The organism is Ruegeria sp. BHSB172, from assembly GCF_059613165.1.
Genome location: NZ_JBXWRZ010000008.1, coordinates 11826 through 37558 on the forward strand (window position 1 = coordinate 11826; position 25733 = coordinate 37558).

Annotated in this window: 25 protein-coding genes; 11 read left to right on the forward strand and 14 right to left on the reverse strand. The window is 63.2% G+C overall.

Annotated features, from left to right (window positions below):
• Genes AC2FM3_RS06275 through AC2FM3_RS06285 form a run of 3 tightly spaced genes read right to left on the reverse strand, consistent with a single transcriptional unit; the run spans position 1 to position 3062 of the window.
• Complete coding sequence (locus tag AC2FM3_RS06275) at positions 1-894, reverse strand: carbohydrate ABC transporter permease (RefSeq protein ID WP_496679991.1); 894 nt, start codon at positions 892-894, stop codon at positions 1-3.
• Positions 887-1759, reverse strand: coding sequence for a carbohydrate ABC transporter permease (locus AC2FM3_RS06280; RefSeq protein WP_496679993.1), 873 nt, complete (start codon positions 1757-1759; stop codon positions 887-889). Before AC2FM3_RS06280 ends, AC2FM3_RS06275 begins: the two co-directional genes overlap by 8 nt.
• A gap of 58 nt (positions 1760-1817) precedes the next feature.
• Positions 1818-3062, reverse strand: coding sequence for an ABC transporter substrate-binding protein (locus tag AC2FM3_RS06285; protein WP_496679995.1), 1245 nt, complete (start codon positions 3060-3062; stop codon positions 1818-1820).
• A 221-nt stretch (positions 3063-3283) separates the two neighbouring features.
• On the opposite strand from AC2FM3_RS06285, the gene AC2FM3_RS06290 reads away from it, so the two are divergent.
• Both AC2FM3_RS06290 and AC2FM3_RS06295 read left to right on the forward strand, forming a co-directional pair.
• Positions 3284-4021 carry a response regulator transcription factor gene (locus tag AC2FM3_RS06290; protein WP_496679997.1) on the forward strand — a complete coding sequence of 246 codons (738 nt, stop codon included), beginning with the start codon at positions 3284-3286 and terminating at the stop codon, positions 4019-4021.
• Positions 4018-5457 carry a sensor histidine kinase gene (locus tag AC2FM3_RS06295; protein ID WP_496679999.1) on the forward strand — a complete coding sequence of 480 codons (1440 nt, stop codon included), beginning with the start codon at positions 4018-4020 and terminating at the stop codon, positions 5455-5457. The genes AC2FM3_RS06290 and AC2FM3_RS06295 overlap by 4 nt, the downstream gene beginning before the upstream one ends.
• A 9-nt stretch (positions 5458-5466) precedes the next feature.
• Here the strand turns inward: AC2FM3_RS06295 and fliP are convergent, their stop codons facing one another.
• Genes fliP through fliF form a run of 4 tightly spaced genes read right to left on the reverse strand, consistent with a single transcriptional unit; the run spans position 5467 to position 8663 of the window.
• Positions 5467-6198: a flagellar type III secretion system pore protein FliP gene (gene fliP, locus AC2FM3_RS06300; RefSeq protein ID WP_496680000.1), complete on the reverse strand. Its 732-nt coding sequence runs from the start codon at positions 6196-6198 to the stop codon at positions 5467-5469.
• Positions 6195-6482, reverse strand: coding sequence for a FliM/FliN family flagellar motor switch protein (locus AC2FM3_RS06305; protein ID WP_490361532.1), 288 nt, complete (start codon positions 6480-6482; stop codon positions 6195-6197). The genes fliP and AC2FM3_RS06305 overlap by 4 nt, the downstream gene beginning before the upstream one ends.
• Positions 6475-7071 carry a FliH/SctL family protein gene (locus AC2FM3_RS06310; RefSeq protein ID WP_496680002.1) on the reverse strand — a complete coding sequence of 199 codons (597 nt, stop codon included), beginning with the start codon at positions 7069-7071 and terminating at the stop codon, positions 6475-6477. The genes AC2FM3_RS06305 and AC2FM3_RS06310 overlap by 8 nt, the downstream gene beginning before the upstream one ends.
• The gene (fliF, locus tag AC2FM3_RS06315; RefSeq protein ID WP_496680004.1) at positions 7071-8663 is read right to left on the reverse strand and encodes a flagellar basal-body MS-ring/collar protein FliF; all 1593 of its coding nucleotides are present in this window, start codon (positions 8661-8663) and stop codon (positions 7071-7073) included. Before fliF ends, AC2FM3_RS06310 begins: the two co-directional genes overlap by 1 nt.
• Before the next feature lie 119 nt (positions 8664-8782).
• Between fliF and AC2FM3_RS06320 the strand changes: the two genes are divergently transcribed.
• From AC2FM3_RS06320 to thpR, 6 genes are all read left to right on the forward strand, one after another.
• A complete protein-coding gene (locus AC2FM3_RS06320; protein ID WP_496680006.1) occupies positions 8783-9271 on the forward strand; it encodes a flagellar basal body-associated FliL family protein in 489 nt (162 codons plus the stop codon).
• 9 nt (positions 9272-9280) lie between these two features.
• The gene (locus AC2FM3_RS06325; protein ID WP_496680007.1) at positions 9281-9892 is read left to right on the forward strand and encodes a hypothetical protein; all 612 of its coding nucleotides are present in this window, start codon (positions 9281-9283) and stop codon (positions 9890-9892) included.
• A complete protein-coding gene (locus AC2FM3_RS06330; protein WP_496680008.1) occupies positions 9889-10467 on the forward strand; it encodes a MotE family protein in 579 nt (192 codons plus the stop codon). Before AC2FM3_RS06325 ends, AC2FM3_RS06330 begins: the two co-directional genes overlap by 4 nt.
• Before the next feature lie 45 nt (positions 10468-10512).
• Entirely contained in the window at positions 10513-11382 is an 870-nt protein-coding gene (gene motA / locus AC2FM3_RS06335; protein WP_496680009.1) for a flagellar motor stator protein MotA, read from the forward strand.
• Positions 11379-13529, forward strand: coding sequence for a coiled-coil domain-containing protein (locus AC2FM3_RS06340; RefSeq protein WP_496680011.1), 2151 nt, complete (start codon positions 11379-11381; stop codon positions 13527-13529). Before motA ends, AC2FM3_RS06340 begins: the two co-directional genes overlap by 4 nt.
• Before the next feature lie 125 nt (positions 13530-13654).
• Positions 13655-14170, forward strand: a complete 516-nt coding sequence (gene thpR, locus AC2FM3_RS06345) for an RNA 2',3'-cyclic phosphodiesterase (protein WP_496680012.1) — start codon at positions 13655-13657, stop codon at positions 14168-14170.
• 18 nt (positions 14171-14188) lie between these two features.
• Here thpR and AC2FM3_RS06350 read toward each other — a convergent pair whose 3' ends face one another.
• The 3 genes from AC2FM3_RS06350 to betB all read right to left on the reverse strand — a co-directional run bounded on the left by AC2FM3_RS06350 (position 14189) and on the right by betB (position 19575).
• Positions 14189-15538, reverse strand: a complete 1350-nt coding sequence (locus AC2FM3_RS06350) for an MmgE/PrpD family protein (RefSeq protein WP_496680013.1) — start codon at positions 15536-15538, stop codon at positions 14189-14191.
• On the reverse strand, positions 15535-17979 hold the full coding sequence (locus AC2FM3_RS06355; RefSeq protein WP_496680015.1) for a GcvT family protein: 2445 nt from the start codon (positions 17977-17979) through the stop codon (positions 15535-15537). The genes AC2FM3_RS06350 and AC2FM3_RS06355 overlap by 4 nt, the downstream gene beginning before the upstream one ends.
• 141 nt (positions 17980-18120) lie before the next feature.
• On the reverse strand, positions 18121-19575 hold the full coding sequence (betB, locus tag AC2FM3_RS06360; RefSeq protein ID WP_496680016.1) for a betaine-aldehyde dehydrogenase: 1455 nt from the start codon (positions 19573-19575) through the stop codon (positions 18121-18123).
• A 190-nt stretch (positions 19576-19765) separates the two neighbouring features.
• Between betB and AC2FM3_RS06365 the strand changes: the two genes are divergently transcribed.
• Complete coding sequence (locus AC2FM3_RS06365; RefSeq protein WP_496680018.1) at positions 19766-20095, forward strand: hypothetical protein; 330 nt, start codon at positions 19766-19768, stop codon at positions 20093-20095.
• Positions 20096-20098: 3 nt separating this feature from the next.
• Here AC2FM3_RS06365 and AC2FM3_RS06370 read toward each other — a convergent pair whose 3' ends face one another.
• Both AC2FM3_RS06370 and trhO read right to left on the reverse strand, forming a co-directional pair.
• Entirely contained in the window at positions 20099-20611 is a 513-nt protein-coding gene (locus AC2FM3_RS06370; protein WP_496680019.1) for a potassium channel family protein, read from the reverse strand.
• 74 nt (positions 20612-20685) lie between these two features.
• Positions 20686-21591: an oxygen-dependent tRNA uridine(34) hydroxylase TrhO gene (gene trhO / locus AC2FM3_RS06375; RefSeq protein ID WP_496680021.1), complete on the reverse strand. Its 906-nt coding sequence runs from the start codon at positions 21589-21591 to the stop codon at positions 20686-20688.
• A gap of 96 nt (positions 21592-21687) precedes the next feature.
• Between trhO and pncA the strand changes: the two genes are divergently transcribed.
• Positions 21688-22281, forward strand: coding sequence for a bifunctional nicotinamidase/pyrazinamidase (gene pncA / locus AC2FM3_RS06380; protein ID WP_496680022.1), 594 nt, complete (start codon positions 21688-21690; stop codon positions 22279-22281).
• Here the strand turns inward: pncA and AC2FM3_RS06385 are convergent, their stop codons facing one another.
• On the reverse strand, positions 22282-22812 hold the full coding sequence (locus AC2FM3_RS06385) for a hypothetical protein (protein WP_496680023.1): 531 nt from the start codon (positions 22810-22812) through the stop codon (positions 22282-22284).
• Between the two features lie 166 nt (positions 22813-22978).
• Here AC2FM3_RS06385 and pncB point away from each other — a divergent pair, with 166 nt between their 5' ends.
• Positions 22979-24271 carry a nicotinate phosphoribosyltransferase gene (gene pncB, locus AC2FM3_RS06390; protein ID WP_496680024.1) on the forward strand — a complete coding sequence of 431 codons (1293 nt, stop codon included), beginning with the start codon at positions 22979-22981 and terminating at the stop codon, positions 24269-24271.
• Positions 24272-24277: 6 nt separating this feature from the next.
• On the opposite strand, the gene AC2FM3_RS06395 is transcribed toward pncB, so the two are convergent.
• Positions 24278-25723: an aldehyde dehydrogenase family protein gene (locus tag AC2FM3_RS06395; RefSeq protein ID WP_496680025.1), complete on the reverse strand. Its 1446-nt coding sequence runs from the start codon at positions 25721-25723 to the stop codon at positions 24278-24280.
• Positions 25724-25733 lie beyond the last annotated feature (10 nt).

The window sequence follows — 25733 nt, forward strand, 5'->3', positions numbered from 1 at the left end:
TTATCCCTTCACGGAACCGGCGGTCAGGCCGCGGATGAAATACTTGCCGGCAACGACATAGACGAGCAGCGTCGGCAACCCCGCGATGATCGCGGCTGCCATGTCGACGTTGTATTCTTTGACGCCGGTGGTTGAGTTGACGATGTTGTTGAGTGCCACGGTCACGGGCTGCGTGCCCGCTTGGCTGAACGAAACGCCGAACAGGAAGTCGTTCCAGATCTGGGTGAACTGCCAGATCACCGTCACCACTATGATGGGCAGCGACAGCGGCAGGAAGATCGACCAAAAGATCCGCAGGAACCCGGCCCCATCCACCCGCGCCGCCTTGGTCAGCTCGGCCGGAATGGTGACATAGTAATTGCGGAAAAACAGCGTGGTGAAGCCCAGCCCATAGATCACGTGGACGAAGATCAGGCCCGGAATGGTGCCCGCAAGCCCCATCAGCCCCAGCAGCCGCGCCATCGGCAGCAGCACAACCTGGAACGGGATGAAGCAGCCAAACAGCATCAGCGAAAAGATGATGTTGGCCCCGCGGAACCGCCACTGCGCCACGACATACCCGTTCAGCGCGCCCAGCAGGGTCGACAGGATCACCGCCGGCACCGCGATCAGCACCGAGTTCCAGAAATAGGGCCGCAACCCTTCGCACTGAATCCCAGTGCAGGCACTGGACCAGGCGGTTTTCCACGCCTCGAGCGTGACGTCGCGGGGCAGTGCGATCAGGCTGCCGGTGCGGATCTCCTCGAGGCTTTTCAGCGAGGTCGTGACCATCACGAACAGCGGCATCAGGTAATACAGCGCGAACAGGCCCAGCAGGACATACAGCAGCCAGCGCAGCGCGGTCTTGCCGGCCGTGCCCTGCGCACGGGTTCGGGGCATCGACAGATCAGTCATTTTTCGCCCTCAGTTCTGAGTAAAGGTAAGGAACCACGATCGCAAAGACGACCAGCATCATGATCATCGCCGACGCCGCCGCCTGGCCGATGTCGCCCCGCGAAAACGCCATGGCGTACATGTAGGTGGCCGGCAGATCGGTGGCATAGCCGGGGCCGCCGCCGGTCAGGGCGATGACCAGGTCAAAACTCTTGATCGCAAGGTGGGCTAGCACGATGAAGGCCGACAGGAAGATCGGCGCCATCGACGGGATGATGATTGCCGTGTAGATCCGCCAGGTGGGGATGCCGTCGACCTGCGCGGCCTTGATGATCTCGCCATCGACCGAGCGCAGCCCGGCCAGGAACAGCGCCATCACGAAGCCCGAGCTTTGCCAGACCGCCGCCATCACGATCGTATAAATCGCGAAATCGGGGTTCACCAGCCAGTCGAAGGTGAAGTTTTCAAACCCCCAGCCCCGAACGGTGGCTTCAATCCCCAGACCGGGGTTCAGGATCCATTTCCACGCGGTGCCGGTGACGATCATCGACAGCGCCATCGGGTACAGGTAGATCGTGCGGATGAACCCTTCGACGCGGATCTTCTGATCCAGCAGGATGGCCAGCGCCAGGCCCAGCACCATCGCGATCACGATGAACAGCGCGCCAAAGATGTACAGGTTGTTGATTGCCGTGTCCCAGCGGGGCGAGTCGAACAGGCGTTCGTATTGCACGAAGCCCTTGATCTCGTATTTCGGCAGCAATTTCGAGCGGGTCAGCGATACCCAGGCCGTCCATCCGATGAAACCGTAGACAAAGATCAATACGGCGATGAACGAGGGTGCCAGCACCACCTTGGGCAGGTGGTTTTCCAGCCATTCCGACATTTGAGCCTCCGGGGAGAAAGGTGCCCTGCCCGTGCATGGGGGCAGGGCGGGTTGGAGATCAGTAGCTGTTGGCCACTGCGTCAGCCAGTTGTTGCACGGCCTCTTGCGAGGACATGTCCGAGTTGAAATGCGCGGTCACCACGTCGGTGATCGCACCGGCCTGCGACCCGCGCAGCGCCATACCGTGGGCATAGGACGGCAGCAGCGAGCCGTTCTCGGACGAGGTCGTCATGTCTTCGGCCGAGATGTTGGCGCACATGTCGAACTTGTCCAGCGATACGTCGGTCCGGGCCGGGATCGACCCCTTGTTCAGGTTGAACACTTCCTGGAACTTGGGCGCGACGATCAGCTTGGCCAGCAATTCCTGCCCGGCGCGCTTGTCGTCACCTTCCACGTCAAACATGGCAAAGCTGTCTACGTTGTACAGATATCCGTCGCCGGGGGTCGAGGCGCACAGGAAATCCTTGCCCGGTTCCTTGCCTGCAGCCAGGAATTCGCCCTTGGCCCAGTCACCCATGATCTGGAAGGCGGCCTCGCCGTTCATGACCATGGCGGTGGCCAGGTTCCAGTCGCGGCCCGAGAAGTTCTCGTCAACGAAACCACGCAGAGTGCGCATCTGGTCAAACACCTTGACCATCGTGTCCGAGGTCAGCGCCTCGGCGTCCAGCTCGACCAGCGCCTTGTTGTAGAACTCGGGGCCGCCAAGGCCCAGAACGACCGTTTCGAACACGGTCGCGTCCTGCCAGGCCTGGCCGCCGTGGGCCAGCGGGATCACACCCGCGGCCTGCAGCTTCTCGGCGGCGGCGTTGAATTCGTCCCAAGTGGTCGGCATCTCGATGCCATTGGCCGCCAGCACGTCGGCATTGGCCCAAATCCAGTCGACCCGGTGCACGTTCACCGGCGCTGCACACCAGGTGCCCTCGCACTTCATGTGCGCCGCGATCGAAGCGGGCAGAACCTTGTCCCAGCCCTCGGCCTCGGCCACGTTCGAGATGTCGGCCAGAACGCCTTCTTCGTACCATTCTTGGATCGCCGGGCCCTTAAGTTGAACCGCGGTCGGCGCGTTGCCGGCCAGAACCCGGGCGCGCAGCGCGGTCATTGCCGCGTCGCCGCCACCGCCCGCGACGGGCATGTCCGTCCAGGTGCCGCCATTGGCCGCGAATTCCTCCTGCAGAACGGCGACCGACTTGGCCTCGCCCCCCGATGTCCACCAGTGCAGAACTTCGGCCTGCGGCTCGGCCATGACCGAGGACGCGGCCAGAACGGCCAGCGACGACGCCGTGGCGAATGCAAAACGTTTCATGTTCGGTATCCTCCCAGAACCTATGTCATACCGCCGTTTGGGCGGCGATGCCGAATATTACCGGAAACAAACCGTCATCAGGCAACGGAAAATCTGGCCCGAACCCGGCGCCGGAGGCAATTTTTCCCGGCTTTTGTTACAGCATGTTACGTTGATCTTGAATCCGTTGCAGTCCGTTACAATTGAGGGCAGCGTCGTAGGGAAACTCAGGGAGGACGAACGTGAGCATTCCACGTTTGCTGGTTGTCGACGACGATCCGGAGATCCGGTCGATGCTGACCCAGTTCTTTCAGCAGAACGGGTTCATCGCCCTGCCGGCCGCAACCGAGGACCAGGTGCGTGCGCACCTGAAATCGGGCCGCATCGACCTGATCCTGCTGGACGTGATGCTGGGTGACGAGAACGGGGTCGAGATCTGTGCCCGCCTGCGCCGAGAACAAGACGTCCCGATCATCTTCGTGTCGGCCCTGTCGGCCGATCACCAGCGCATGGCCGGCTACGAAGTGGGCGCCGATGACTACATCGCCAAGCCGTTCAACCCGCAGCTGCTACTGGCGCGCGTGCGGGCGGTGATGCAGCGCGCGCGGCGCACGCCGTCTCTGGCCTATCGCCGAAGGATCCGTACGTTCCGCTTCGGCGGCTGGGTCTATGACGGAAAACGCGACGAGGTGCATGCCCCCGACGGCTATCAAGTGTCCCTTTCGCAGCGGGAAACCGCGCTGCTCAAGGTGCTGTTGGCCAATCCCCACATCCCCCTGACCCGCGACGAGATCGCCGCTGCGCTGGACGTGACCGGCAGCGGCGACAAGCCCGAGGCTCAGGGCCGCGCCATCGATGTTCTGGTCGGGCGTTTGCGCTCCAAGATCGAGGCCAACCCCAAGGATCCCCAGATGCTGCGCACCGCGCGCGGGGTGGGATACGTCTTTGCCTGCGACGTGGCCGTGGAAGACGAGGCATGACCCTGCGCCTGCGCAGTCTCGGCTGGGTCTGGGCCATCAGTGCCTTCGCCGCCGGGTTGCTGGCGGCCGGGCTGTGGTTTGCTTCGGCCCGCAACTGGGACCGTTACCTGACCCGGGCCTACGCAGCCGGGTTTGCCGTCTACGAAAATTTGCGTACCGGGCGCGGCGCCCTGCCCGACATCAAGACCACGCCGCTGTCTCCGCAGGCCGCACGGCTGGCAGAGGCCGGCGAGTTCGAACAGCTGCCTGGCCTGCAGGAGCGGCGCTTCGTAACCAACCTGTCGATCCTGACCGACAGTTCCGCGCCGCTGGGTGGGCGCGAATTGACACTGGCCGTGATGTCCGACCGGCTGGTCTATCCGGTGTCCGACATCGTTTCAGGCAGCGATCAGACCGGTCCGCAGAAAATGGGAAACCTGACCCGGCTGCTGGCCACCTATTGCAGCGAACCGGTCCTGATCGCCCGGTACGGCCGCGGTGCTTGGCAGCAGGTGGACGGAACACGGGTCTGGGGGTGCGGTGCCGCGCCGACCGATCTGCGCTTGCCGGCGATCCTGGCGGCGGTCGTAGCCTTGGCCGCCATCCTCACATCGATCGGCAATGCCACCGACAGTTTCGCCCGCTTCGCACAGGCGCTGCGCGACCGGCGCCGGCATGGCGGTCCCCAAAGCTATGACATTGCCGGCCCGGCCGAGCTGCGCGACATCGTCTCGGCCGTGAACGACTATCTTCAGGATGAACGCGCACAGCTGGAAAAACGCGCCACGGTCCTGTCGGGGGTCAGCCACGATCTGGGCACCCCTGCCGCGCGGGTGCGGCTGCGCGCGGCCTTGATCCCCGACCCCGACCTGCGCGAAAAGCTGGAATCGGACGTCGACCAGATGACCGGGATGATCGAAAGCGTGCTGACCTATACCCGGTCGGAGTTGAGCGTCGAGGAACCGCGGCAGATCTCACTGACCTCGCTGGTCGAGTCGCTGGTGGCCGATTACCAGGACATGGACCTGCCGGTGAATCTGCAGCAGATCGCCCCGGTCGAAGTCGAAGGCGCCTCCTCTTTGTTCATGTCCCGGCGCGGCCACGCCAGCCTGCCGGAGAGCCGGCGCATCCTGGTGATGGCCCGCCCGATCTCGCTGCGGCGGGCGCTGACCAACCTGATCGACAACGCGCTGAAATACGGTCGGCACGCCAGGGTTGCGCTGGAGACCGATGCCGAAACCGCCACGGTCATCGTCGAGGACAAGGGCACCGACCTGACGGTCACCGATATCGAGGCGCTGATGGCCCCTTTCCGGCGCGGGTCCAACACCGGCTCGTCGGACGGGTTCGGCCTTGGCCTGACCATCGTCGCGACTGTGGCCGAACAACACGGCGGCTCCCTGCGGTTCGAGGCCGGCGAACAGGGGTTGCGCGCCCGGTTCACGATCCTGAGGTGACGCTCCGCCTCACGAGTAGCTGCGCACCAGCGCTCCCGCGATCAACGACCACCCGTCGGCGATGACGAAGAACGCCAGCTTGAACGGAAGCGACACCGTAGCCGGGGGAACCATCATCATACCCATCGACATCAGCACCGCGGCTACCACCAGATCGATGATCAGGAACGGCAGGAAGATCAGGAACCCCATCTGAAACGCGCGGGCGATCTCGGACAGCATGAAGGACGGCATCAGCACCGACAGAGGCGCCTGCGGCGACAGCTCCAACGTTTCGCCATTCGGCCGCAGGGCAGCCATCGCCCGGAACGTATCGGCATCCAGCCGCGCGGCCATAAACTCGCGAAACGGCACCAGCGCACGCTCCAACGCAGGCTCGACGTCCATCGTTTCCTCGACCATCGGCCGGATTCCGTCGTCCCAGGCCTGTGTGAAAACCGGTTCCATGATGAAATAGGTCAGGAACATCGCCAGGCTGACGATCAGCATGTTGGGCGGCGACTGTTGCAGCCCGATCCCCTGCCGCAGAATTGCCAAAACCGTCACGAGAAACGGAAAACAGGTGACCATGATCGCCAGCCCAGGCGCCAGGCTGAGCACGGTGATCAGAAGAATCAACTGGATCGTGCGCGCCGATATCGAGCCGCCCTCGCCCAGAGACAGCGACAGCTCCTGGGCCGAAGCCAGTGCCGGCGCCAGCAACACCACCGCGAGGATCAGCCAGAATCTGCGGTGCATCATCCCAGCCCGGTCTTGAAATCCGATATCTCGGTCAGGCGCACGGCAAGCTGGCCGGCATGCTCCCCCTCCATCTCTTCCAGCAGACCACGCGCAACCAGTTGATCGCCGACATACAGGTCGACCGGATCCTCGACACGTTTGTCCAGCGTCAGAACCGCGTTTTCGCCCATGTTCAGCAGGTCGCGAACCAACGGACGCGCCCGGCCGACCGAGACGGTCACTTCGATCGGCACCGTCTCGAACGGGTTGTGTTTTTCCGGTTTGGGGGGCGGGTTTTCACTCATTTGCCAAAGCCTCTTTTGCCTCGAATACATACGCGTTGAACGCTGCGGCGATCGTCTCCAACAGCGCCGCGCAATCGACCTCGGCGCGGGCCGTGCCGACCTGCAACCGCGCCTGTCCAGGCTGCAGTGCCGGGTCCTCGACCACCTTGGGTGCGGGGTCGATGCCGCCGGGCAACAGCGCCGAGACGTCCTCGGCCGCGCCCGGAGGCACGACCAGGTGCACCGGCTGGGCGACCTGTTCACGTGACAGTTCGCACAACTGTTCGACTACGCGCGCGGCAAAACCCTGATCGATGGCCTGCGGCAGAACCACCTGCACGAGCGACTGGAACATCGGCTCGAGCGACAAGGTCATGCGGGTCAGCGCCTCGTGATAGCTGAAAGACAGGTCCGCGAAGGCGGCGCGCAACTCTTCGGTCAGGGCAGCCCGGCCCTGCCCCTGAGCCTGCAACGCGTCCTCCCAGCCGGCCCCGTATCCCTTTTCAAAGGCTGCGAACCGTTCTTCCTCCAACGCTTCCTCGTCCAGAAGGCGCATCGGGGCGCCTTCGGCCTGGGCGGTGAAATCCTCGAGCAGATGGGCTATCGACATCACACCTTCTCCTCGCTTTCCTCAAGCCAGCTGCGCAGGATTTCGACCGTTTCCTCCTGCTTGTCGCCGATCATGCTGCGCAGACGCGCGACCGCATCCTCGGACGTGGCTTGCGCAATTGCGGGGACCGCACCTTGGTCGGCGGCCGGGGCAAGCGGCGCGAAATCCTGATCCTGGCCGTCGGCGATCTCGCCGACCAGATATTGGGCATCCGGTGCCGTCGACCGCTCGGCCGCCGGCGGCAATGCCGCGACCGGAGCGGTGGTCAGGATCGGACGGATCACGAACAGCCCCATCACCAGCGACACGATCGCCAATACCGCCATCTGGATCAACGACATCGTGTCCAGATGAATGTTCTGCCAGATCGAGGCCGTGGCCAGGGTTCCCTGCGGCTCCACCTGCGGCAATTCCATCGACTTGAGCGTGATCACGTCCCCGCGTTCGGCATCGAAGCCGACCGCCGAGGCCACCAGTTCGCGCAGGGCCTCAAGCTCGGTGTCGGGCATCGGCTGGAACACCGACGCTCCCGACGCATCCACCGTGCGCGTGCCGTTTACCATGACCGCCACGGTCAGGCGCTTGATCGCCCCCGGGGCGCGATGCACTTCCAATTCGGTCTCGGACACCTCGTAGTTCACACGCTCGCGGGTCTGGGTCGCGGTCGAGTTCGATTCGTCCCCGCCGGCGGCATCGCCATCCGGCAGGTTCGACGCCACGGTGACGTCCGAAGACTGGTTGCGCGAGCTGTCCGAGCGTTCCTCGATATCGGTGCTGATGGCAACGCGGCCCTTGGGATCGAACCGCCGCTCGCGGATCGACTCGGTCTCGGTCACGGTATCGACGCTCACCTCGACCACGCCATTTCCGGGCCCGACACGCGCCTCGACTAGGCGCAACACCCGCTCGCGCAGCTGCTTGGCCTTGTCGTCGGCCGTATCGGCAGCGACCGTGGCCTCTTGCGGGCCGACGACCGCGCCGTTGGAATCGATCACCGCAACATCCTCGGGCGCCAATCCGGTCACCGCCGAGGCGACCAGGAATCGGATTGCCTTGGCCTGCTCGGCCGTCACCCGGGCGCCAGCCGGCACAAGATAGACCGAGGCCGTGGGGGCGACCGACCGCTGGAACGGGTTGGACGACCCGTTCGCGATATGCACCCGCGCCTGGCTGACATGGGGACTGCTGACGATGGTGCGGGCCAGTTCACCCTCTTTCGCGCGCCAATAGGCGGCGTCAAACATCTGCGACGTGGTGCCGAACCCGCTGAGCGAATCGAGCAGTTCATAGCCCCGATTGCCATTGGCCGGCAGGCCCTCGGACGCCAGCGTCATGCGCAGTTCATCCCGCTGGGAGGCTGGCACATAGATCGAACCGCCCCGGATCTCATATGCGACGCCGCGTTGATCCAGTGCGCGAACGATGTCGCCCGCCGCGCCGCTTTCCAGCCCGGCATACAACAGGGTCAGCGATGGAGAAGTCACCAGCCGCGACATGGCCAGAACACTCAGGAATACCAGGATCGCGGCGCCCGCCACGATGATTTGCTTGCGCCTGTCCAAACTTGCCCAGACAGTTCCGATCTGCTGCACGCTCACCTCCGACTCGCCGACATTCTGTGCGGCTCGTCCCTTGTTTGGACGATTGCCCTTAACAATCGGTTAGTCCCTGCAGGGTTATGACGGTGTCCGAACGCAAGAATGAGGACGCCATGACGGACGCGACTGCAGAACAGGCAGAAGTCCCTGAAAAATCGGGTAAAGCAGGGCTGATCGTTGGGCTCGTGCTGGCCTTGGCTGGCGCTGCCGGCGGGTACTTTATGACCAGTTCAGGGCTGTTGCCGCTGGGCCGAGATTCGCATGAAGAAACGGCGGAAAAGTCCCCCGCCGGCCATGCGGCGCCGAACGTTCAGTTCATCGACCTGCCGGAGGTCATCGTTGCGGTAACCACCGGCGATTCGCGGCACCTGAAATTCCATGCTCAGCTCGAGGTCGAGGCCGGATACGCCTCGGAAGTCGAGGCGATGAAACCCCGAATCGTGGATGTCATGAACAGCTATCTGCGCGCAGTCGATCTGTCGGACCTCGAGGACTCGCTGGCGTTGGTGCGGATTCGCGGTCACTTGCTGCGGCGCATCGGCATGGTCGTGGGCGAGGGCCGGGTGCGTGACGTTCTGGTCATGGAATTCGTGTTGAACTAGGAGGCGAAATTGGAGCTGATTGCGGACATTCTTCTGGCGGCAGGCGCGCTTGGGGCGGGCTTGTACTGTTTCGTTCTGGCCCGGCGCCTCAAGCGGTTCACCGACCTTGAGAAAGGGGTCGGCGGGGCGGTTTCCGTGCTGTCCGCCCAGGCGGAAGAGCTGAGAAAATCCCTGGACGCGGCGCGAGCGGCCTCGGATCAGTCTGGGCAGCGACTGCAAGGCCTGACCGAACGCGCGGAATCGGTTGCCAAACGGCTAGAGCTGATCATGGCCTCGATGCACGATGTGGTGCCCGCGACTGGCTCGGATACCGAAAAAAAGAACGAACCGCCGCAACCTGACGACCTGGTTCGACCTGACGAACCGCCCACGGCACCGGCCGAACCGGAATTCAACGAGTCCGAAGCGGGCGTAGCCGACGCAGGAAGCGGCGAAACAGAAAATGGCGCGAGCGCAGGTGAAGAGACAGCGAAAGACGCCTCGGGCGAAGGTGATACCGAGCCGAACGACGAGCCTGACGCAAGGGGCGGTTCGGAGAAGGGCGCCGAGGAGGCAAAGGCGATGCCCAAAGGCGTCCTGTTCTTCCGTCATACGACTCAACGCGGCGAGGCGCGACAATGACCTCCGCCCCGCAACACGCGCAACCGCGGGCGCGCGGAGGGGTATTGACCCTGATCTCCGCCTTGATGATCGGGTCCGCCGTCATCCGATTGGGGCTTGAGGCGGGGCCCGCCCTTGCCCGCGCACCCAAAGCTGCGGCCGAGCACCACGATCCACAACCCCAAGCCTCGGACTTGAACGCGCTTCTGGCCGAGCTGTCGCAGCGGGAAACCGCGCTCCGACAGCGGGAGAACATGCTGCGCGAGAAGGAAAAGGTAGTCGAGATTGCGGAAAAGACGATCGCACAGCGCCTCGCCGATCTGCGGAAGGCCGAAGAGTCGCTGCGGGAAACTCTGGCCGTTGCCGACCAGGCGGCCGAGCGGGATCTGGCGCGTCTGACCGATGTCTACCAGAACATGAAGCCGAAGGACGCCGCAAAGTTGTTCGAAACGATGGACCCTGTATTCGCCGCGGGTTTCCTGGCGCGCATGCCCTCGGATACGGCCGCCGGCATCATGGCCGGGCTGAACCCTCAGGTGGCCTATACGATCAGTGTCGTCTTGGCAGGCCGCAATGCCAACGCACCTACGGAGTAGGCCGTTGCCCCGCCACTCGAAATATCGCCCTGTCGGAGAGCAAGCATGATTGGAATTCTTGGTATTGTCGTCATTTTTGCGATGGTTTTCGGCGGTTATCTTGCCGCCGGCGGCAAGATGGCCATCATCCTGAAATCCCTGCCTTTCGAGATGATGATGATCGGTGGGGCCGCTGTCGGCGCTTTCCTGATCAGCAACGACATGTCCGCGGTCAAGCATACGGTCAAGGATCTGGGAAAGGTGTTCAAGGGCCCAAAATGGAAACCCGAAGACTATCGGGACCTGTTGTGCCTTTTGTTTTCACTGATCCGGCTGGCCCGGTCCAACCCGGTCGAGGTCGAGGGGCATATCGAGGATCCGGAAAACTCCTCTCTGTTCGCGGCGTATCCCAAGATTCAGGCCGACAAGGAAGCCGTCGACCTGATCTGCGACACCTTGCGGTCTGCGGCGATGAACTATGATGACCCGCACCAGGTCGAAGAGGTTCTGGAGAAACGCATGGAAGCCAATTTTCACCATGCCATGCATTCCAGCCACGCTCTTCAGACGGTTGCCGACGGCCTGCCGGCCTTGGGAATCGTTGCTGCGGTTCTGGGTGTGATCAAGACCATGGGGTCGATCGACCAGCCGCCGGAGGTTCTGGGCAAGTTGATCGGGGGCGCATTGGTCGGGACCTTCCTAGGGGTGTTTTTGGCTTATGGCCTGGTCGGCCCGTTCGCCGGAAAGCTGAAAGCGGTCGTCGAGGAAGACAACCATTTCTACCAACTGATCAAGGAAGTTTTGGTCGCCAACCTTCACAACCACAACGCGGCGATGTGTATCGAGGTCGGACGGCAGAACACGCCGACCCACAACCGGCCGAATTTCACTGAACTGGAAGAAGCACTAAAGGAAATCAAGCAGGCGGCGGCATGATGCGAAGGCTGGCTCTGGTATTTGCTTTTCTGGGCTTCGCGACCGGAGGAGCAGTGGCGCAAACCACCATTCCGGTGCGATCGGGCGAACATGATGGCTATACCCGGCTGGTGGTGCAAGTTCCGACCGGAACCTCCTGGCGGCTGACACATCGCAAGAAGGGGGCCACCCTTTCGCTGGCCCTGACCGACGTGGTGTTCGACATGAAATCGGTATTTACACGCCTGTCGGGCAACCGGCTTTCGGGCCTCACGCAAGCGCAGCCGGGCGCGCCGCTGGAAATGGAATTCGGCTGCGACTGTGCGGCAACCGCTTTTCTGTTCAAGGACACGATGGTCGTGGTGGACATCGCTCCGGGGAAGGCGCTGCCCTTGCCCGATCTCGATATCCCGCCACCGGTTCTTCCCCGCGTGGACCAGGCGACACCGGCCAAAGACCTGCCTTTGACCCATCTGGCCGAACCTTTACTGCGCCTGAGCCGGCAAGACATCGAAGACCGTCTAGCCACCCGCTTCCTGCAGAGTGCCGACCGCGAGATCGTCGATCTCGACCTGTCGGGCGTCGGGCCGCGCGCCTCGACGCCGCCTCCGCCGACTTTGCTTGGGTCCGACCTGTCACCAAACCTGGCGATAACCTCGGTTTTGGACGAGTTGGGCTTCATGGCGAATTTACCATTGCCAATTCTGGAACCTGGGCCGGCCTGCATCTCGGACGCCGCATTGGACTTCGAGTCCTGGACAGATGGCCGTCCGTTCCATCAGCAGGTGGCAGACCTACGCCGCGCCCTGTTCCAAGAGTTCGATCGCATCGATCCAGACGCCGTGATCAGGCTTGCCGAGGTCCTGACCTATTTCGGCTTCGGAGCCGAAGCGGTACAAACGTTGGGCCTGCTCTCCCAGGTTCCCGAGGAAGCAGAGTGGGTTGCCGGCATTGCGACGGTCATCGATGCGCTTCCATCCGACGGGCCGCCACCATTCGAGGGGTTGCAACGTTGTGACGGTGCAATAGCGCTTTGGGCCGCGCTCGCCCAAGGAGAGTTGCAGCCCGAGGCTCGGCCGGAAACAGTCGAGCAATCGTTCCAACGGTTGCCCGAACATCTGCGGCGCCATCTTGGTCCCAGATTGGCGCAGGTCTTCACGAAGGCCGAAGAACTGGAGGCTGCCCGCAGGATTCTGCGCTCGGTGGAGCGCATCGAGCCAGAAGTCAGCGCCGAAACCAACTTGGCAAAGGCCCAAGTCGCCTCAGCCGCGGAAGACGCGCAAAGCAGCAGAACGTTGCTGAGCAGGGTGATCGAGGATCCCAAGGCGCGGGTCGAAGCTCCGTTGGCTCTGGCAAGGCTGATCGAGCAGCAATGGGCCGACCGTGGCGCGATCACCCAAAGACAGCTGGATCTTGCCGGGGCCTATGCCGTTGAACTGAAGAACTCGGAACTCGGGCCCGTCATGGCTCGCAGCCATGCCGTAGCGCTGAGCCTGTTCAACGAGTTTGAACCGGCATTCCGGCTTTCCACGGCTCATGTGGGGGACGCCGATTGGGATGGCACTCAGAACCGTATCCTGCAGTTGATGGCAGAACGGGCGGATGACGGTACTTTCGTCCGCATGACCTTCGCGATGGATCCGTCGCTGGTTCAACGCCTCAGCACCGACACCGCCCTGGCCCTGGCCGAGCGATATGCCGATCTGGGTTTTTCCTCGCAAGTCCGGCGGCTGGTCGACAAAGGGCAAGACCGGACCCGCCAGCGCGACCGAGCATGGCTGCGCGCCCGCGTCGCGATGATGGAAGGCCAGCCGCGACAGGCGCTGGAAGAACTGGCAGACGACCGATCCGAGCGGACCCAGCGTCTGCGGGCCGCGGCACTGACCGAGCTGGGCGAATTTGAGGAAGCCGCAGGGATCCTGACCGAGTTGGGAGAGGATGTCGAGGCCGCCCGGCTGTCGTGGTTTGCGGGTTCGCCAAGGGCGCAGATCAACCTTTCGGACGGTCGAGTGGGCCGGTTGATGGCCTTGATCGCTGAACTGGATAACGCGGCGGAACGGTCACCGGAATCGCCCTTGAAGGACGCGCGTGAACTGTTGGAGACCAGCACCGGAACGCGCGAAAAAATCCGAGATCTGCTGGCTCTTGTCGAAACGGACGCAGAATGACGACCTTGAACCGACCATGGGCGTCGCGCCGAGGCTTGCAAAGTTCGTCCGCCAGCTCAAGATGGGCTGACCGAAATACAAACCCATGAGACAGGCCCCGAACCGGCCTGTCAGGTCTGGACGAAATGCGCAGTTTTCTGGCCATTCCCGCAACGCCGGATCTGGTGCGGTTCTGCCGCGTCCTACAATCCGGCTTTTCCGGAGGTCGCCCGGTTGTGGCAGAGAATCTGCATGTCACACTGGCTTTTCTGGGGGACACGCCGGAAGAACAACTTTCCGTTCTGCATGTTGAATTGGAGCGCGTTCAGCACCCTGCCTTTTGCATCCGGTTCGACGGTTTGGGAATGTTTGGAAACACCATACACTTGGCCGTTGCGAAAAACCCGTCCTTGCAGGAATTGCAGACGAAAACTCTGCAACTGGCGCGAAGGGCGGGCATCGACGTACCGCGGCGCAGATTTCGGCCGCACATCACCATCCAGCGCGGCGCGAATCCGGCTCTGCTCAAGGGTTTTTCCGGGTTCTTGCCGGATGCGCCAGACATGCCGGTAGACCGGTTCGCGCTTTTCTCCTCGACCCTGACTCCGCAGGGATCGCGGTATGATCGGCTTGCCGACTATCCCCTGCTGCCCGACACCTGACATCGGGCGGGGCGGGCGTTACCGGTCAAGGCCCGGGTAGAGAAAGCTGGCAACTCGGTTGAACCGCGCATCGGGGTCGACCAGGTCGAGAACAGCCTCGGCCAGCGTCTTGGCATCGCCCCCCATCTGCGGCGTCGCGAATTCCAGGAATTTGCCAATGACATCCTGGCGCGACATCGGCGCTTCGGGGCCACCCCGGGCATGCGTGTCCCCCGAGTGCAACAACCGGCCGTCGCGTGTCGTGACCGAGACGTCCGCCCAGCGTCCGGCTGGAAACCGGGCCGAGTGCCGATCGCATGTTCGAACCGAAATTCGTGACATGAACCCGACCACGTCCGTGTCAGCTAGCCCCGACCCCATCAAGTGTTCCACTCCGATCCGGCCGTGCACCGCTTGCACCGCAACGGCGAAGGGCAGCGAGTACTGAGCCTGAGACGTCGTCTGCGGCACGCCGGAAAACAGCTGGCATGCCTCATGAAAGGTATTGATATCAACATGGGCGATCCGGTCATGGGTCAGACCGTGCGTGTGCATCACCGTGCGCAGCCCGTCTATGGCGGCATGGGCCCAGCGGCAGATCGGATAGGGTTTCACATATTGATGTTCCATCTGCCAAAACGTGCCGAGGTCCTGCCAATAGGGTGCGGCGCGGTCCTCCTCGATGGTGATGGCAGGTGCGCCGGTAAAGCCGCGCTCGGCCAGAATTGCCGCCGACATTCCCACCAGCGCGCCCCAGCCCGAGCCGTCATGCAGCATGGTTGGGTTGGCGATCTCGCGCATCATCTGGCTGCGGGGGCCGTGATATTCGGCAATGCCAAGGCCTTGGCGCAACTGGTCGGATGAATGGCCCCGCAAGCGGGCCGCCATCGCCGCGACGCCCAGTGCGTTCCACGCCCCCGAGGTGTGATAGTCACTGACGGTGGCGTGCAACGTGATACCCGCGCGGCCCGCGATTTCGTAGCCGGTGATGACGGCCGCCAAGGCATCGGTTCCGGACAGGTCAGGGCAGTGCTCGGCCAATGCGCACAGCGCGGGTATTGCCACGACACCGATATGCCCCTTGGTCGGGTTGTAGCCGTCGTGCCCGTCGAGATTGTCAGTCTGCGTGGCGGCCGCGTAAGCTGCGCCCGCCAGACTGACCCGGCGCCCATCGCACAGCATCCGCGCCGAGAACGCATGATCGGTCGTTCCGTACAGCAATGCCGCAGTGTCGCGGGCGATAACGCCGGCCTCCATCGGGGTCGAGGCAATCACGATGCCCAAAGTATCCAGCAGCATCAGGGCCGCCGCTTCGCGCGCGCTGTCGGGCATTTTATCCGCCGGGCGGTTTAGAACAAACTCGGCAACGCGGGCGAAGGTTTCGGTCACTTGGCGCCCTCCATCACCGGTTTTTGGTCACGCAATCGCAAGCCCTTGGGGTCGAACGGAGGCGCATGCAAGATCCGTGCCCTGTGCGGCTTACCCAAGATGAAGACATGCACCTCGTCACCCGGCTGGGCGACATCAGGGTTGGCGTATCCGATGGCCAGCGACTTGCCGACTGTGTAGCCATAGGCACCCGAGGTGACGCGCCCGACGGGCGTACCATCTGGGGTAAAGATCGGCTCGCCCCCGCTGGCATCGGCATCGTGGGTGACATTGACCTCGAAAATCGACAGCACCTCGCGCGCGGGATTGTCCTTGATCGCCAGCCAGGCCTCCTTGTGCAGGAAATCCTTGTCTGGCTTGATCAACCCATCCAGACCGACCTCGTGCGGCCAGTACTCCTGAGAATACTCACGACCCCACGAGCCATAACCCTTTTCGATCCGCAATGCGCCCAGAGCCCGGCTGCCGACCGGCCCACCACCGCAAGCGCGGGCAGCATCCAGAAGCGCAGAATAGAGTCTGATTTGGTCCTCTTCGGCGCAGTGCAGCTCCCACCCCAGATCGCCGGTAAAGCTGACGCGGATGGCCAGGCAAGTGACCCCGGCAACCTCGATCGTGGCCGTGCGCATGAAGCGGAACGCCTCATTCGACAGGTCGGCGTTGGTCAGCCGTTGCAAGGCCTCGCGCGATTTCGGGCCAGCGACGTTGAAGCCTGCGATGCGGTTGGTGGCGACTTCGAAGGTGGTGCCCTCGGGCAGGTCCACCATGTTGAAGAACCGCTGGTGATAGCGTTCGGCCATGCCCGAGCCGATTATCATGTATTCGTCCTCGGCGGTCTTGGTGATGGTGAAATCCCCCGCCACGCCACCGCGCACCGAGATCAGCGGGGTCAGGCACGAACGTCCCACCTCGGTCGGAACTCGGTTGGCCACCAGCCGGTCGAGCCAGTCATGCGCGCCCGGCCCCTTGATGACGTAGTTGGCAAAGTTCGAGATGTCGATCACGCCCACGCTCTCGCGCAGCAACCGGGCCTCCTGGCCCACCGGTTCGAACCAATTCTGGCGGGTGAAGCCGGTGGTCTCGATTGTTCCAGGCTGATCGGCAAACCACAGCGGGTGTTCCCAGCCGCAATTCAGGCCGAAGACCGCGCCCATCTGCTTCTGCATCTCGTAGGCAGGGCGCACACGAGCGGGGCGGCCGGCGCTGCGTTCCTCGTTCGGGAAATGGATGGCAAAGCGGTGGGAATATTGGTCCGCGACCCGCGCCTTGGTGAAGTTCTTGTCGGCCCAGTCGCCGAACCGCGCCAGATCCCAGGCGAACATGTCGTATTGCGGCTCGCCCTCGATCATCCATTGCGCGGCCAACAGCCCCAGCCCGCCCGATTGCGAGAATCCGGGGATAATACCGGTGCAGCAGAAATAGTTGCGCAGCTCGGGCACCGGCCCCCAGATGGCGTTGGAATCCGGCGACCAGATCATCGGGCCGTTGATCACCCGTTTCACGCCTGCGGTCGCGGCCACCGGCACACGCTCGGTCGCGCGGATCACGTTCTCCATGATCCGGTCCAAATCGTCGGGAAACAGGTCATGGGCGAAATCCAGCGGCGTGCCGTCCTCGGCCCAGAAACGCATGTCTTTCTCATAGGCGCCGATCAGCAACCCGTTGCCTTCCTGCCGGAAGTAATATTCGCCGTCGCGGTCGGCGATCGAGGGCAGCCGGCGGCCGAGAGCTGCCACCTCGTCAATCGCTTCGGTCACGAAATACTGGTGTTCGGTCGGTTGCAGCGGCAGCTCCAGCCCGGCCAGCGACGCCACCTCGCGCCCCCACAACCCCGCTGCGTTGACCACCCATTGCGTGTGGATGTCGCCCTTTTCCGTTCGCACGATCCACGAGCCGTCAGGCTGCTGTTCAGTCCCTATTACAGGGCAAAACCGCTGAATCTCGGCCCCCAGCGCGCGCGCTCCGGCGGCATAGGCATGGGTTACGCCCGAGGGGTCCACGTTGCCGCCGTCGGGTTCGTACATGATGCAACGGATGTCGTCGAACTGCGCCAGTGGGTGCAGCTCCATCGCCTGTTCGCGGCTGATTTCATAGAAGTTCAGGCCGTAAAACCGCGCCTTGGCCTCTTGCAAACGCAGTTGGTGCTCGCGCGCTTCGGTCTGGGCCAGATACAGCGATCCCGGCTGGAACACGCCGCAGCCCTGCCCGGTTTCCTTTTCCAGCTGCTTGTACAGGTTCATCGTGTAGTGCTGGATGCGGGTGACGTTGTTGTTGTCGTGCAGCCCATGGATATTGGCCGCCGCGTGCCACGTTGAACCGCTGGTCAGCTCGTCCCGTTCCAGCAGGATCACGTCGGTCCAGCCCAGCTTGGCAAGATGGTAGAGGATCGAACAACCGACAAGGCCCCCTCCGATCACGACGGCCTGTGCATGGGTTCTCATTGGGCTTTTCTCCTGAATGGCGGGGACGCGTCACCCCTCTGCTTCAGAAGTCAGCCACAGGACCCGCACACCGTATGCTCTGTTCCCGACCCCAAATGTCGGGAACAGGGCAAGTTGGACGGAATCCCGGTTTGGGATCGTCTAGTAAGGCGCCTCGACGTCGTTCATCGAGACATAGACGGTTTTCATTTCCGAATAGTGGTTGATCGCCAGCTTCGAGTTCTCGCGCCCGACGCCCGACATTTTCGACCCGCCGAACGGCGCCTCGACCGGGGCGAGGTTGTAGGTGTTGATGTAGCAGGTGCCTGCCTCGAACCCGGCCACCACGCGATGGGCGCGGGTCAGGTCGTTTGTGAACACGCCGGCGGCCAGGCCGAACTCGGTGGCGTTGGCGCGGGCCATCACCTCGTCTTCGGTTTCGAAATCCAGCACCGACATGACGGGGCCGAAGATTTCCTCGCGGGCGATGGTCATGTCGTCGGTCACGTCGGCAAAGACCGTTGGCTGAAGGTAGAAGCCCGGGCGATCCAGCCGCGCGCCGCCATGGACCAGCCGTGCGCCCTCGGCCTTGCCCTTCTCGATATAGCCCAGAACGATGTTCATCTGGTTCTCGCTGACCATCGGGCCGAAATTCACGGCCTCATCCATCGGGTCGCCGATCTTCACCTTGGCCAGACGTTCGGTCAGTCGGGTCAGAAAGGCCTCTTTGATGCCTTTCTGCACGAAGACCCGGGTGCCGTTGGAACAGACCTGGCCCGAGGAATAGAAATTGCCCAGGATCGCACCCGAGACGGCGTTTTCGATATCGGCGTCGTCGAACACGATCAGGGGCGACTTGCCGCCCAGTTCCATCGTGACGTGTTTCATGCCCTCGGCGGCGGCGGCATAGACCTTGCGGCCCGTGGGCACCGATCCGGTCAGCGACACCTTGGCCACGCGCGGGTCGGTGACCAGCGCGGCGCCCACATCGCCATAGCCCTGAACCACGTTGTAGATGCCCTTGGGCGCGCCGGCCTCGATCAGGATCTCGGCCACTTTCAGCGCTGACAGGGGCGTGGTTTCCGAGGGTTTGAACACCATCGCATTGCCACATGCCAGCGCCGGGGCACCCTTCCAGCAGGCGATCTGGGTGGGGTAGTTCCACGCGCCGATGCCGACGCAGACGCCCAGCGCCTCGCGGATGGTATAGACGAAATCACCGCTGCCCAGCGGGATATGCTCGCCGGTCAGCGACCCGGCCAGTCCGCCGAAATATTCCAGCGCGTCCGCGCCCGAGGTCGCATCGGCCACCAGCGTTTCCTGCAACGGCTTGCCGGTGTCATGGGTTTCGAGGATCGACAACTCGCGGTTGCGCTCGCGCATGATGTCGGCGGCGCGGCGCAGGATGCGGCCGCGCTCGGTCCCGGTCATCGCCGCCCAGGTCTTTTGAGCGCGTTTTGCACTGTTTAGAGCCTGTTCAATGATCTGCGGCGTCGCCGAATGCAGGCGGGCGATGACCTCGCCCGTAGCCGGATAGATCACGTCGATCGGGGTGCCTGCGGTGTCTTCGACATATTCGCCATCGATGAAATGGCTGGCCGTGGGCTGAAATTTCATGGCGGATCCTTTTCTTGCGGGGCCGCCGGTCAGGCCAGCGGCAAATGGGTTCCAACCGCAGTTAAGGGTTGTTGATTGGTCAGTCAATAAAACACTGGCATCGGCCAGTTTCCGCCGCTGAATCCGCAAGAAAACTTGAAAAATTTGGTTAATGTTCCATTTATGTTCCACATGATCGGAGGATTGCACAATGCAACGGTCCCGGCAGATTACGGCCCGGATGGAGCCCACAAACGACTATCACCTACTGCCGGTCACGGATCGGCAGATGCGCTATGCCCGCGCGATCGCGCGTCAGGCCGCGCTCGAGATACCCGTCGAAGCGCAGCGTGACCGACGGTCAATGTCCGATTGGATTTCGGCGCACAAGCCGCAAGATACCTCGCCCTTTTCAAACTATCCCACCGGCAAGCAGGTGGCATTTGCCGAACGTATTTCGCGCAGCAAGCGCCGCCCGATCCCGGATGAGTGCTTTCGCGACAAACGTGCCATGTCACAGTGGATCGACCGCAACAAGTAAGCGTCAGTGGTTTCGCCGGGCGCGATGGGTGCTGCCGTACAGGCCCACGGCGGCGGCCACGAACAGGCCCAGCAGGATATATCCGGTGATGGCCTCGGCCACGGCCAGGGCCCGGCAGACGCCGATGGGCCGCAGGTCGCCGAACCCGACCGTAGTGAAGGTGACATACGAGAAATACAGCACATCGCTGGGGCGGCGCGCGCCCTCGACACACAGGTCGTGATACCCATATGACCCATAGACGGCTGCAAACAGGAACGGCACCGCCTGAATGAACGAGATCCCCATCAGCAGCAGCTGCCGCTTGGGGTTGCGGACCCGAGTCATGTAGTACCAGGTCTGCCACACCAGCAAAAACGCCAGCCCGATCGTCGTGGCGGTCCCGATCGTGGTGCCCGCGGTCGCCTCGTTCAGATGCGACAGCAGATACCAGGCCATCGTGCTGACCAGAATCAGCCCCAGCGCGGCCAGCAATGTGGGCTTCCAGTCCTCGAAGGTGGTTGGGTCGGCGGGCATCTGTCATCCTCGGCGGTTCGGCTTCGGCCATCCTTCACCGAAGCGTCCGCCATCACAAGCGCTTTCGCGATTCGCTATTGACCGCCCAGATGCTCTTCGCCTCGCGCCCGCGCCAGCGCGATCTGTTTCTGCCGTTCGCGGAACCGCGCCTTGTCGGCCTCGGACGTCTCGTGGATGCATTGGTGGCAAGACACGCCATGCTCGTATTCAGGGCGCTCCATGTCCTGGGGCAGGATCGGGCGGCGGCAGCCATGACACAGCTGGTGCGGCCCCTCGACCAGCCCGTGCCCCACCGACACGCGGTTGTCGAACACGAAGCATTCACCCTTCCAGGTGCTGTCTTCGGGCGGGACCTCCTCGAGATAGCGCAGGATGCCGCCCTTCAGGTGGTAGACATCCTCGACCCCCTGCCCAAGCAGATAGTTGGTGGATTTCTCGCAGCGAATGCCGCCGGTGCAGAACATGGCGACGCGCTTGTTGTGGAACCTATGCTTGTTCTGCTCCCACCAAGCGGGAAAATCGCGGAAACTGTCCGTTTTAGGGTCGATTGCGCCTTCGAATGTGCCGATCGACACCTCATAGTCGTTGCGCGTGTCGATAACCACCACATCATCCGAGCGGATCAGATCGTTCCAGTCCTGCGGCTCGACATAATGGCCGGTGCGGGCGCGCGGATCGACATCCGGCTGGCCCATGGTCACGATCTCTTTCTTCAGGCGCACCTTCATCTTGCCAAACGGCGGCTGGCTGGCGGTGGCCTCTTTCCATTCCAGGTTCGCACAGCCCGGCAGCGCCCGGATATGCGCCAGCACCGCGTCGATCCCGGCGCGGGGGCCGGCGATGGTGCCGTTGATGCCTTCATGCGCCAGCAGCAGCGTGCCCTTGACCGACTGCGCGCGGCACAGCTCCAGCAGCGGCGCGCGCAGGGCGTCCGGGTCGGCAAAACGGGTGAAGTGATACAGTGCGGCGATCGTGTACATGGCCGCGATCTAATGCGCGGCCCCCCGCAACGCAAGAGACCGCATTGACGACCACCGCCCGCCCCCCTACCGATAGCACACGCAAAGGAGGCTGCCATGACCCATGCCCTGATCGTGATCGATGTCCAGAACGATTTCTGCCCCGGCGGCGCGCTGGCGGTTCCCAACGGGGATGAGATCGTTGCCCCGATCAATGCCATGATGCCAGATTTCGACGCGGTGATCCTGACGCAAGACTGGCACCCGGCAGGTCATTCCTCGTTCGCGTCATCCCATCTGGGGAAGGCACCTTATGATCTGGTCGAAATGCCCTATGGCCCACAGGTCCTGTGGCCCGACCATTGCGTGCAGGGCACACTCGGCGCCGAATTCCACCCCGACCTGCGCACCGATGCCGACCTGATCCTGCGCAAGGGCTTTCGCAGCGCGATCGACAGCTATTCGGCCTTCTTCGAAAACGACCGGACCACCCCCACCGGGCTGGAAGGCTATCTGCGCACGCGCGGGATAGACCGGTTGACGCTGGTGGGCCTGGCGACCGATTTCTGCGTGCATTATTCGGCGGTGGATGCGGCCCGGCTGGGCTTTGACGTGACCGTCAGAACCGACGCCTGCCGGGCGATCGACCTAGACGGGTCGCTGGCTGCGGCCGAGCAAGCCATGCAAACGGCAGGTGTGGCGCTGCTCTGATCAGGGCGTCGCCCCGGTGGCCGCCAGATATTTCAGCACGACGAACAGGATGACCGCCAGCCCCAGCGCGAACCCGACCCGGCCCACGATCGAGCGGCGGGCGGTCTTCTTCGCGTCGGCACCGGCCCGGGCCGGCTTTGATCTCTCTTGGACCGGCCTGCGGGGCAGCGGCTGCGCACGACGTACATGTTGCAAAAACGCCAGGATGTCGAACGTGCCGCAATACTGGCCCTGAACGCCCCGGTTCCGAATGTTGTCGAACAACCGGCGCAGGATGAGCGCGCGCGCCTCGGCATCTTCTGCCGGGTACAGATCGCGCTCGAGCCCGGTTCGTCTGGATTCCAGACTGAAACCGGCATCCACGAAAATCCTGCGGATTCTGGGCGAGGCCCGGCGCAGCGCATCCGCCGTGCGGATATCGCGAAACACGGCATAGACATGCCGCCCCGCCACCTGGGCACCGGCCTCAGGGTTTTCCGTCTCGGACTCTTCAGCAATCGTTACAATATCAAAATCGTACGTCAGACTCATTCACCACTTACAAACTTCTGGTCCCATCCCACCCCCCTCACTAGATCGCGAAAGGATCGGACTTTATGCCCGGATTGTGACCTGTCCTTGGCATTGTTAACAGATCCGGGACTCTTGCCAATCACCGCACCGATTGATCTAACAACGGAAATGGCAGGAGCTCCCCATGGTCGACATCGCGACCCGTGTCTACAATCACAAATGGAAGATCGACCCGATCGTGCGGTCATTGATCGACACGGATTTCTACAAACTGCTGATGTGCCAGTCAGTGTTTCGCAACAAGCCCCAAACGACGGTCGTGTTTTCTCTGATCAACCGGTCGAATCACGTTCCGCTGGCCAAGCTGATCGACGAGGGCGAGCTGCGCGAACAGCTCGATCATATCCGCTCGCTCAGCCTCAGCCGGGGTGAAAGCACTTGGCTGCGGGGCAACACCTTCTACGGCAAGCGCCAGATGTTCCGCCCCGATTTCATAGAATGGTTCGAGAATCTGCGCCTGCCGCCCTATCACCTCGAACGCCGCGGCGATCAGTACGAGCTGACCTTCGAGGGCAAATGGCACGAGGTCATGCTGTGGGAGATTCCGGCCCTGGCGGTGCTGATGGAGCTCCGCTCACGCGCGGTTCTGAACGACATGCGCCGGTTCGAGCTTCAGGTTCTCTATGCCCGCGCCATGACCCGTGTCTGGGAAAAGATCGAAACGCTGCGCGGCATTCCCGGTTTGGGGATCGCAGATTTCGGCACCCGGCGGCGGCATTCCTTCCTGTGGCAGGACTGGTGCGTGCAGGCAATGATCGAAGGGCTGGGCCCGGCCTTCACGGGAACGTCGAACTGCCTGATCGCCATGCGGCGCGAGGTCGAGGCGATCGGCACCAATGCGCATGAACTGCCGATGGTCTATTCGGCGCTGGCCGAAACCGACGAAGAACTGGCCCGCGCGCCCTATGACGTGCTGAGCGACTGGCATGACGAACATGACGGCAACCTGCGTATCATCCTGCCCGACACCTATGGCACCAAGGGGTTTCTGGACCGCGCACCCGACTGGCTGGCCGGCTGGACCGGCATCCGCATTGACAGCGGCGATCCGGCCAAGGGCGCCGAGATCGCCATCGAGTGGTGGAAATCGCGCGGCGAGGATCCCAGCCAGAAGCGGATCATATTCTCGGACGGGCTCGATGTGGACAAGATCCGCGAATTGCACGGCCAATTCGCGGGCCGGGTGAAGGTCTCGTTCGGGTGGGGCACGTTGCTGACCAACGATTTCCGCGGTCTGGTGCCGGGGGATGCGCTGGCGCCGTTCTCGCTGGTGTGCAAGGCGGTCTCGGCCAATGGGCGGCCGACGGTGAAACTGTCGGACAACCCCGAAAAGGCGATGGGGCCGAAAGACGAGATCGAGCGCTACAAGCGCGTCTTTGGCGTGGGCGAACAAGAAGCGATCGAAGTGATCGTCTAGCCCGGCTCAGCCGTGATGGGCGGCTACGGTTTTCAGCTGGGAAAAACCGTACAGTGCCTCGAACCCCTTTTCGCGGCCATGGCCCGATTTTCCGACCCCGCCGAACGGCAGCTCGACCCCGCCGCCCGCGCCGTAATTGTTGATGAACACCTGCCCCGCGCGCAGTCGTTTGGCCAGCCGCATCTGCCGCGCGCCATCCCGCGTCCAGACCCCGGCCACCAGCCCATAGTCGGTGCCGTTGGCGATTTGAATGGCCTGTTCCTCGGTGTCGAAAGGGATCAGAACCTGCACCGGGCCAAATATTTCCCTCTGCGCCAGCGGATGATCGGGCCGCACGTCACCAAACAGCGTCGGGCGCACATAGGCCCCGCCCGGCGGCGCGTGATCCACGATTCGGCCCTGTGCTGCGATCTCAAGATCGGCTCCCTGCATCAGAAAGCCGGTCACGATCTGCTTCTGCCGATCCGAGATCAGCGGCCCAACGCGCAGATCCTCGGTCGCGGGGCCGACGGTCAGGTCGGCATAGGCGGCGGCCATGCGCGCCTTGACCTCGGCATAGACGCCGCGCTGAACCAGAACACGCGACCCGGCCGAGCAGGTCTGACCCGCGTTCTGGATGCCCGCATTCACCAGAAACGGCAACGCGGCCTCCAGATCGGCATCATCAAACACCAGTTGCGGAGATTTCCCGCCCAGTTCCAGCGTCACCGGCACCACATTGCGTCCGGCCGCCTGCTGCACCAGCGCGCCCGTCGCCACGGATCCGGTGAACGAGATATGATGCACACCCGGATGCGCCGACAGGGCCGCGCCCGCCTCGGCCCCGATGCCGGGAACCACGTTCAGCGCGCCGGCGGGTAGCCCCGCCTCGGTTGCCAGATGGGCAAAGGCCAGCGCGGTCAGACAGGCCTCTTCCGCCGGTTTCAGAACGCAGGCATTACCCATGGCCAGCGCCGCCCCGACCGAGCGGCCGATGATTTGCATCGGGTAGTTCCAAGGCACGATATGGCCGGTCACCCCGTGCGGCTCACGCAGGGTATAGACGGTGTAGCCGTCGAGATAGGGGATGGTCTCGCCCATCACCTTGTCCGCCGCACCGCCGTAGAACTCGCAATAGCGCGCCAGCGCCAGAGCGTCGGCGCGCGCCTGGGTCAGCGGTTTTCCAACATCCAACGCTTCGAGCAGCGCAAGCTCCTCGATCCTGTCCTGCACCAACTGTCCAAGACGGGTCAGGATGCGGCCCCGCTCCAGCGCGGTCATCCGGCCCCAGTCGCCGTCCAGCGCGGCCTGCGCGGCCTGCACGGCGGCATCGATCTGCGGCGCCCCACCGCGCGCAATTCGGCCGAGCGGCGTGCCGTCGGACGGGTTGGTCAGATCAAGCGTGTCATCGCTCGCGACCCAATAGCCGCCGATCAGGCACAAGGTAGAATCAAACCAGATGGGATTTTGCATATCTGCCTCC

Coding starts and splice junctions, on each gene's coding strand:
- AC2FM3_RS06275 (WP_496679991.1), bottom strand. CDS start 894: ATGACTGATCTGTCGATGCCCCGAACCCGTGCGCAGGGCACGGCCGGC.
- AC2FM3_RS06280 (WP_496679993.1), bottom strand. CDS start 1,759: ATGTCGGAATGGCTGGAAAACCACCTGCCCAAGGTGGTGCTGGCACCC.
- AC2FM3_RS06285 (WP_496679995.1), bottom strand. CDS start 3,062: ATGAAACGTTTTGCATTCGCCACGGCGTCGTCGCTGGCCGTTCTGGCC.
- AC2FM3_RS06295 (WP_496679999.1), top strand. CDS start 4,018: ATGACCCTGCGCCTGCGCAGTCTCGGCTGGGTCTGGGCCATCAGTGCC.
- fliP (WP_496680000.1), bottom strand. CDS start 6,198: ATGATGCACCGCAGATTCTGGCTGATCCTCGCGGTGGTGTTGCTGGCG.
- AC2FM3_RS06305 (WP_490361532.1), bottom strand. CDS start 6,482: ATGAGTGAAAACCCGCCCCCCAAACCGGAAAAACACAACCCGTTCGAG.
- AC2FM3_RS06310 (WP_496680002.1), bottom strand. CDS start 7,071: ATGTCGATAGCCCATCTGCTCGAGGATTTCACCGCCCAGGCCGAAGGC.
- AC2FM3_RS06320 (WP_496680006.1), top strand. CDS start 8,783: ATGACGGACGCGACTGCAGAACAGGCAGAAGTCCCTGAAAAATCGGGT.
- AC2FM3_RS06330 (WP_496680008.1), top strand. CDS start 9,889: ATGACCTCCGCCCCGCAACACGCGCAACCGCGGGCGCGCGGAGGGGTA.
- motA (WP_496680009.1), top strand. CDS start 10,513: ATGATTGGAATTCTTGGTATTGTCGTCATTTTTGCGATGGTTTTCGGC.
- AC2FM3_RS06340 (WP_496680011.1), top strand. CDS start 11,379: ATGATGCGAAGGCTGGCTCTGGTATTTGCTTTTCTGGGCTTCGCGACC.
- thpR (WP_496680012.1), top strand. CDS start 13,655: ATGCGCAGTTTTCTGGCCATTCCCGCAACGCCGGATCTGGTGCGGTTC.
- AC2FM3_RS06355 (WP_496680015.1), bottom strand. CDS start 17,979: ATGAGAACCCATGCACAGGCCGTCGTGATCGGAGGGGGCCTTGTCGGT.
- betB (WP_496680016.1), bottom strand. CDS start 19,575: ATGAAATTTCAGCCCACGGCCAGCCATTTCATCGATGGCGAATATGTC.
- AC2FM3_RS06365 (WP_496680018.1), top strand. CDS start 19,766: ATGCAACGGTCCCGGCAGATTACGGCCCGGATGGAGCCCACAAACGAC.
- AC2FM3_RS06370 (WP_496680019.1), bottom strand. CDS start 20,611: ATGCCCGCCGACCCAACCACCTTCGAGGACTGGAAGCCCACATTGCTG.
- trhO (WP_496680021.1), bottom strand. CDS start 21,591: ATGTACACGATCGCCGCACTGTATCACTTCACCCGTTTTGCCGACCCG.
- pncA (WP_496680022.1), top strand. CDS start 21,688: ATGACCCATGCCCTGATCGTGATCGATGTCCAGAACGATTTCTGCCCC.
- AC2FM3_RS06385 (WP_496680023.1), bottom strand. CDS start 22,812: ATGAGTCTGACGTACGATTTTGATATTGTAACGATTGCTGAAGAGTCC.
- pncB (WP_496680024.1), top strand. CDS start 22,979: ATGGTCGACATCGCGACCCGTGTCTACAATCACAAATGGAAGATCGAC.
- AC2FM3_RS06395 (WP_496680025.1), bottom strand. CDS start 25,723: ATGCAAAATCCCATCTGGTTTGATTCTACCTTGTGCCTGATCGGCGGC.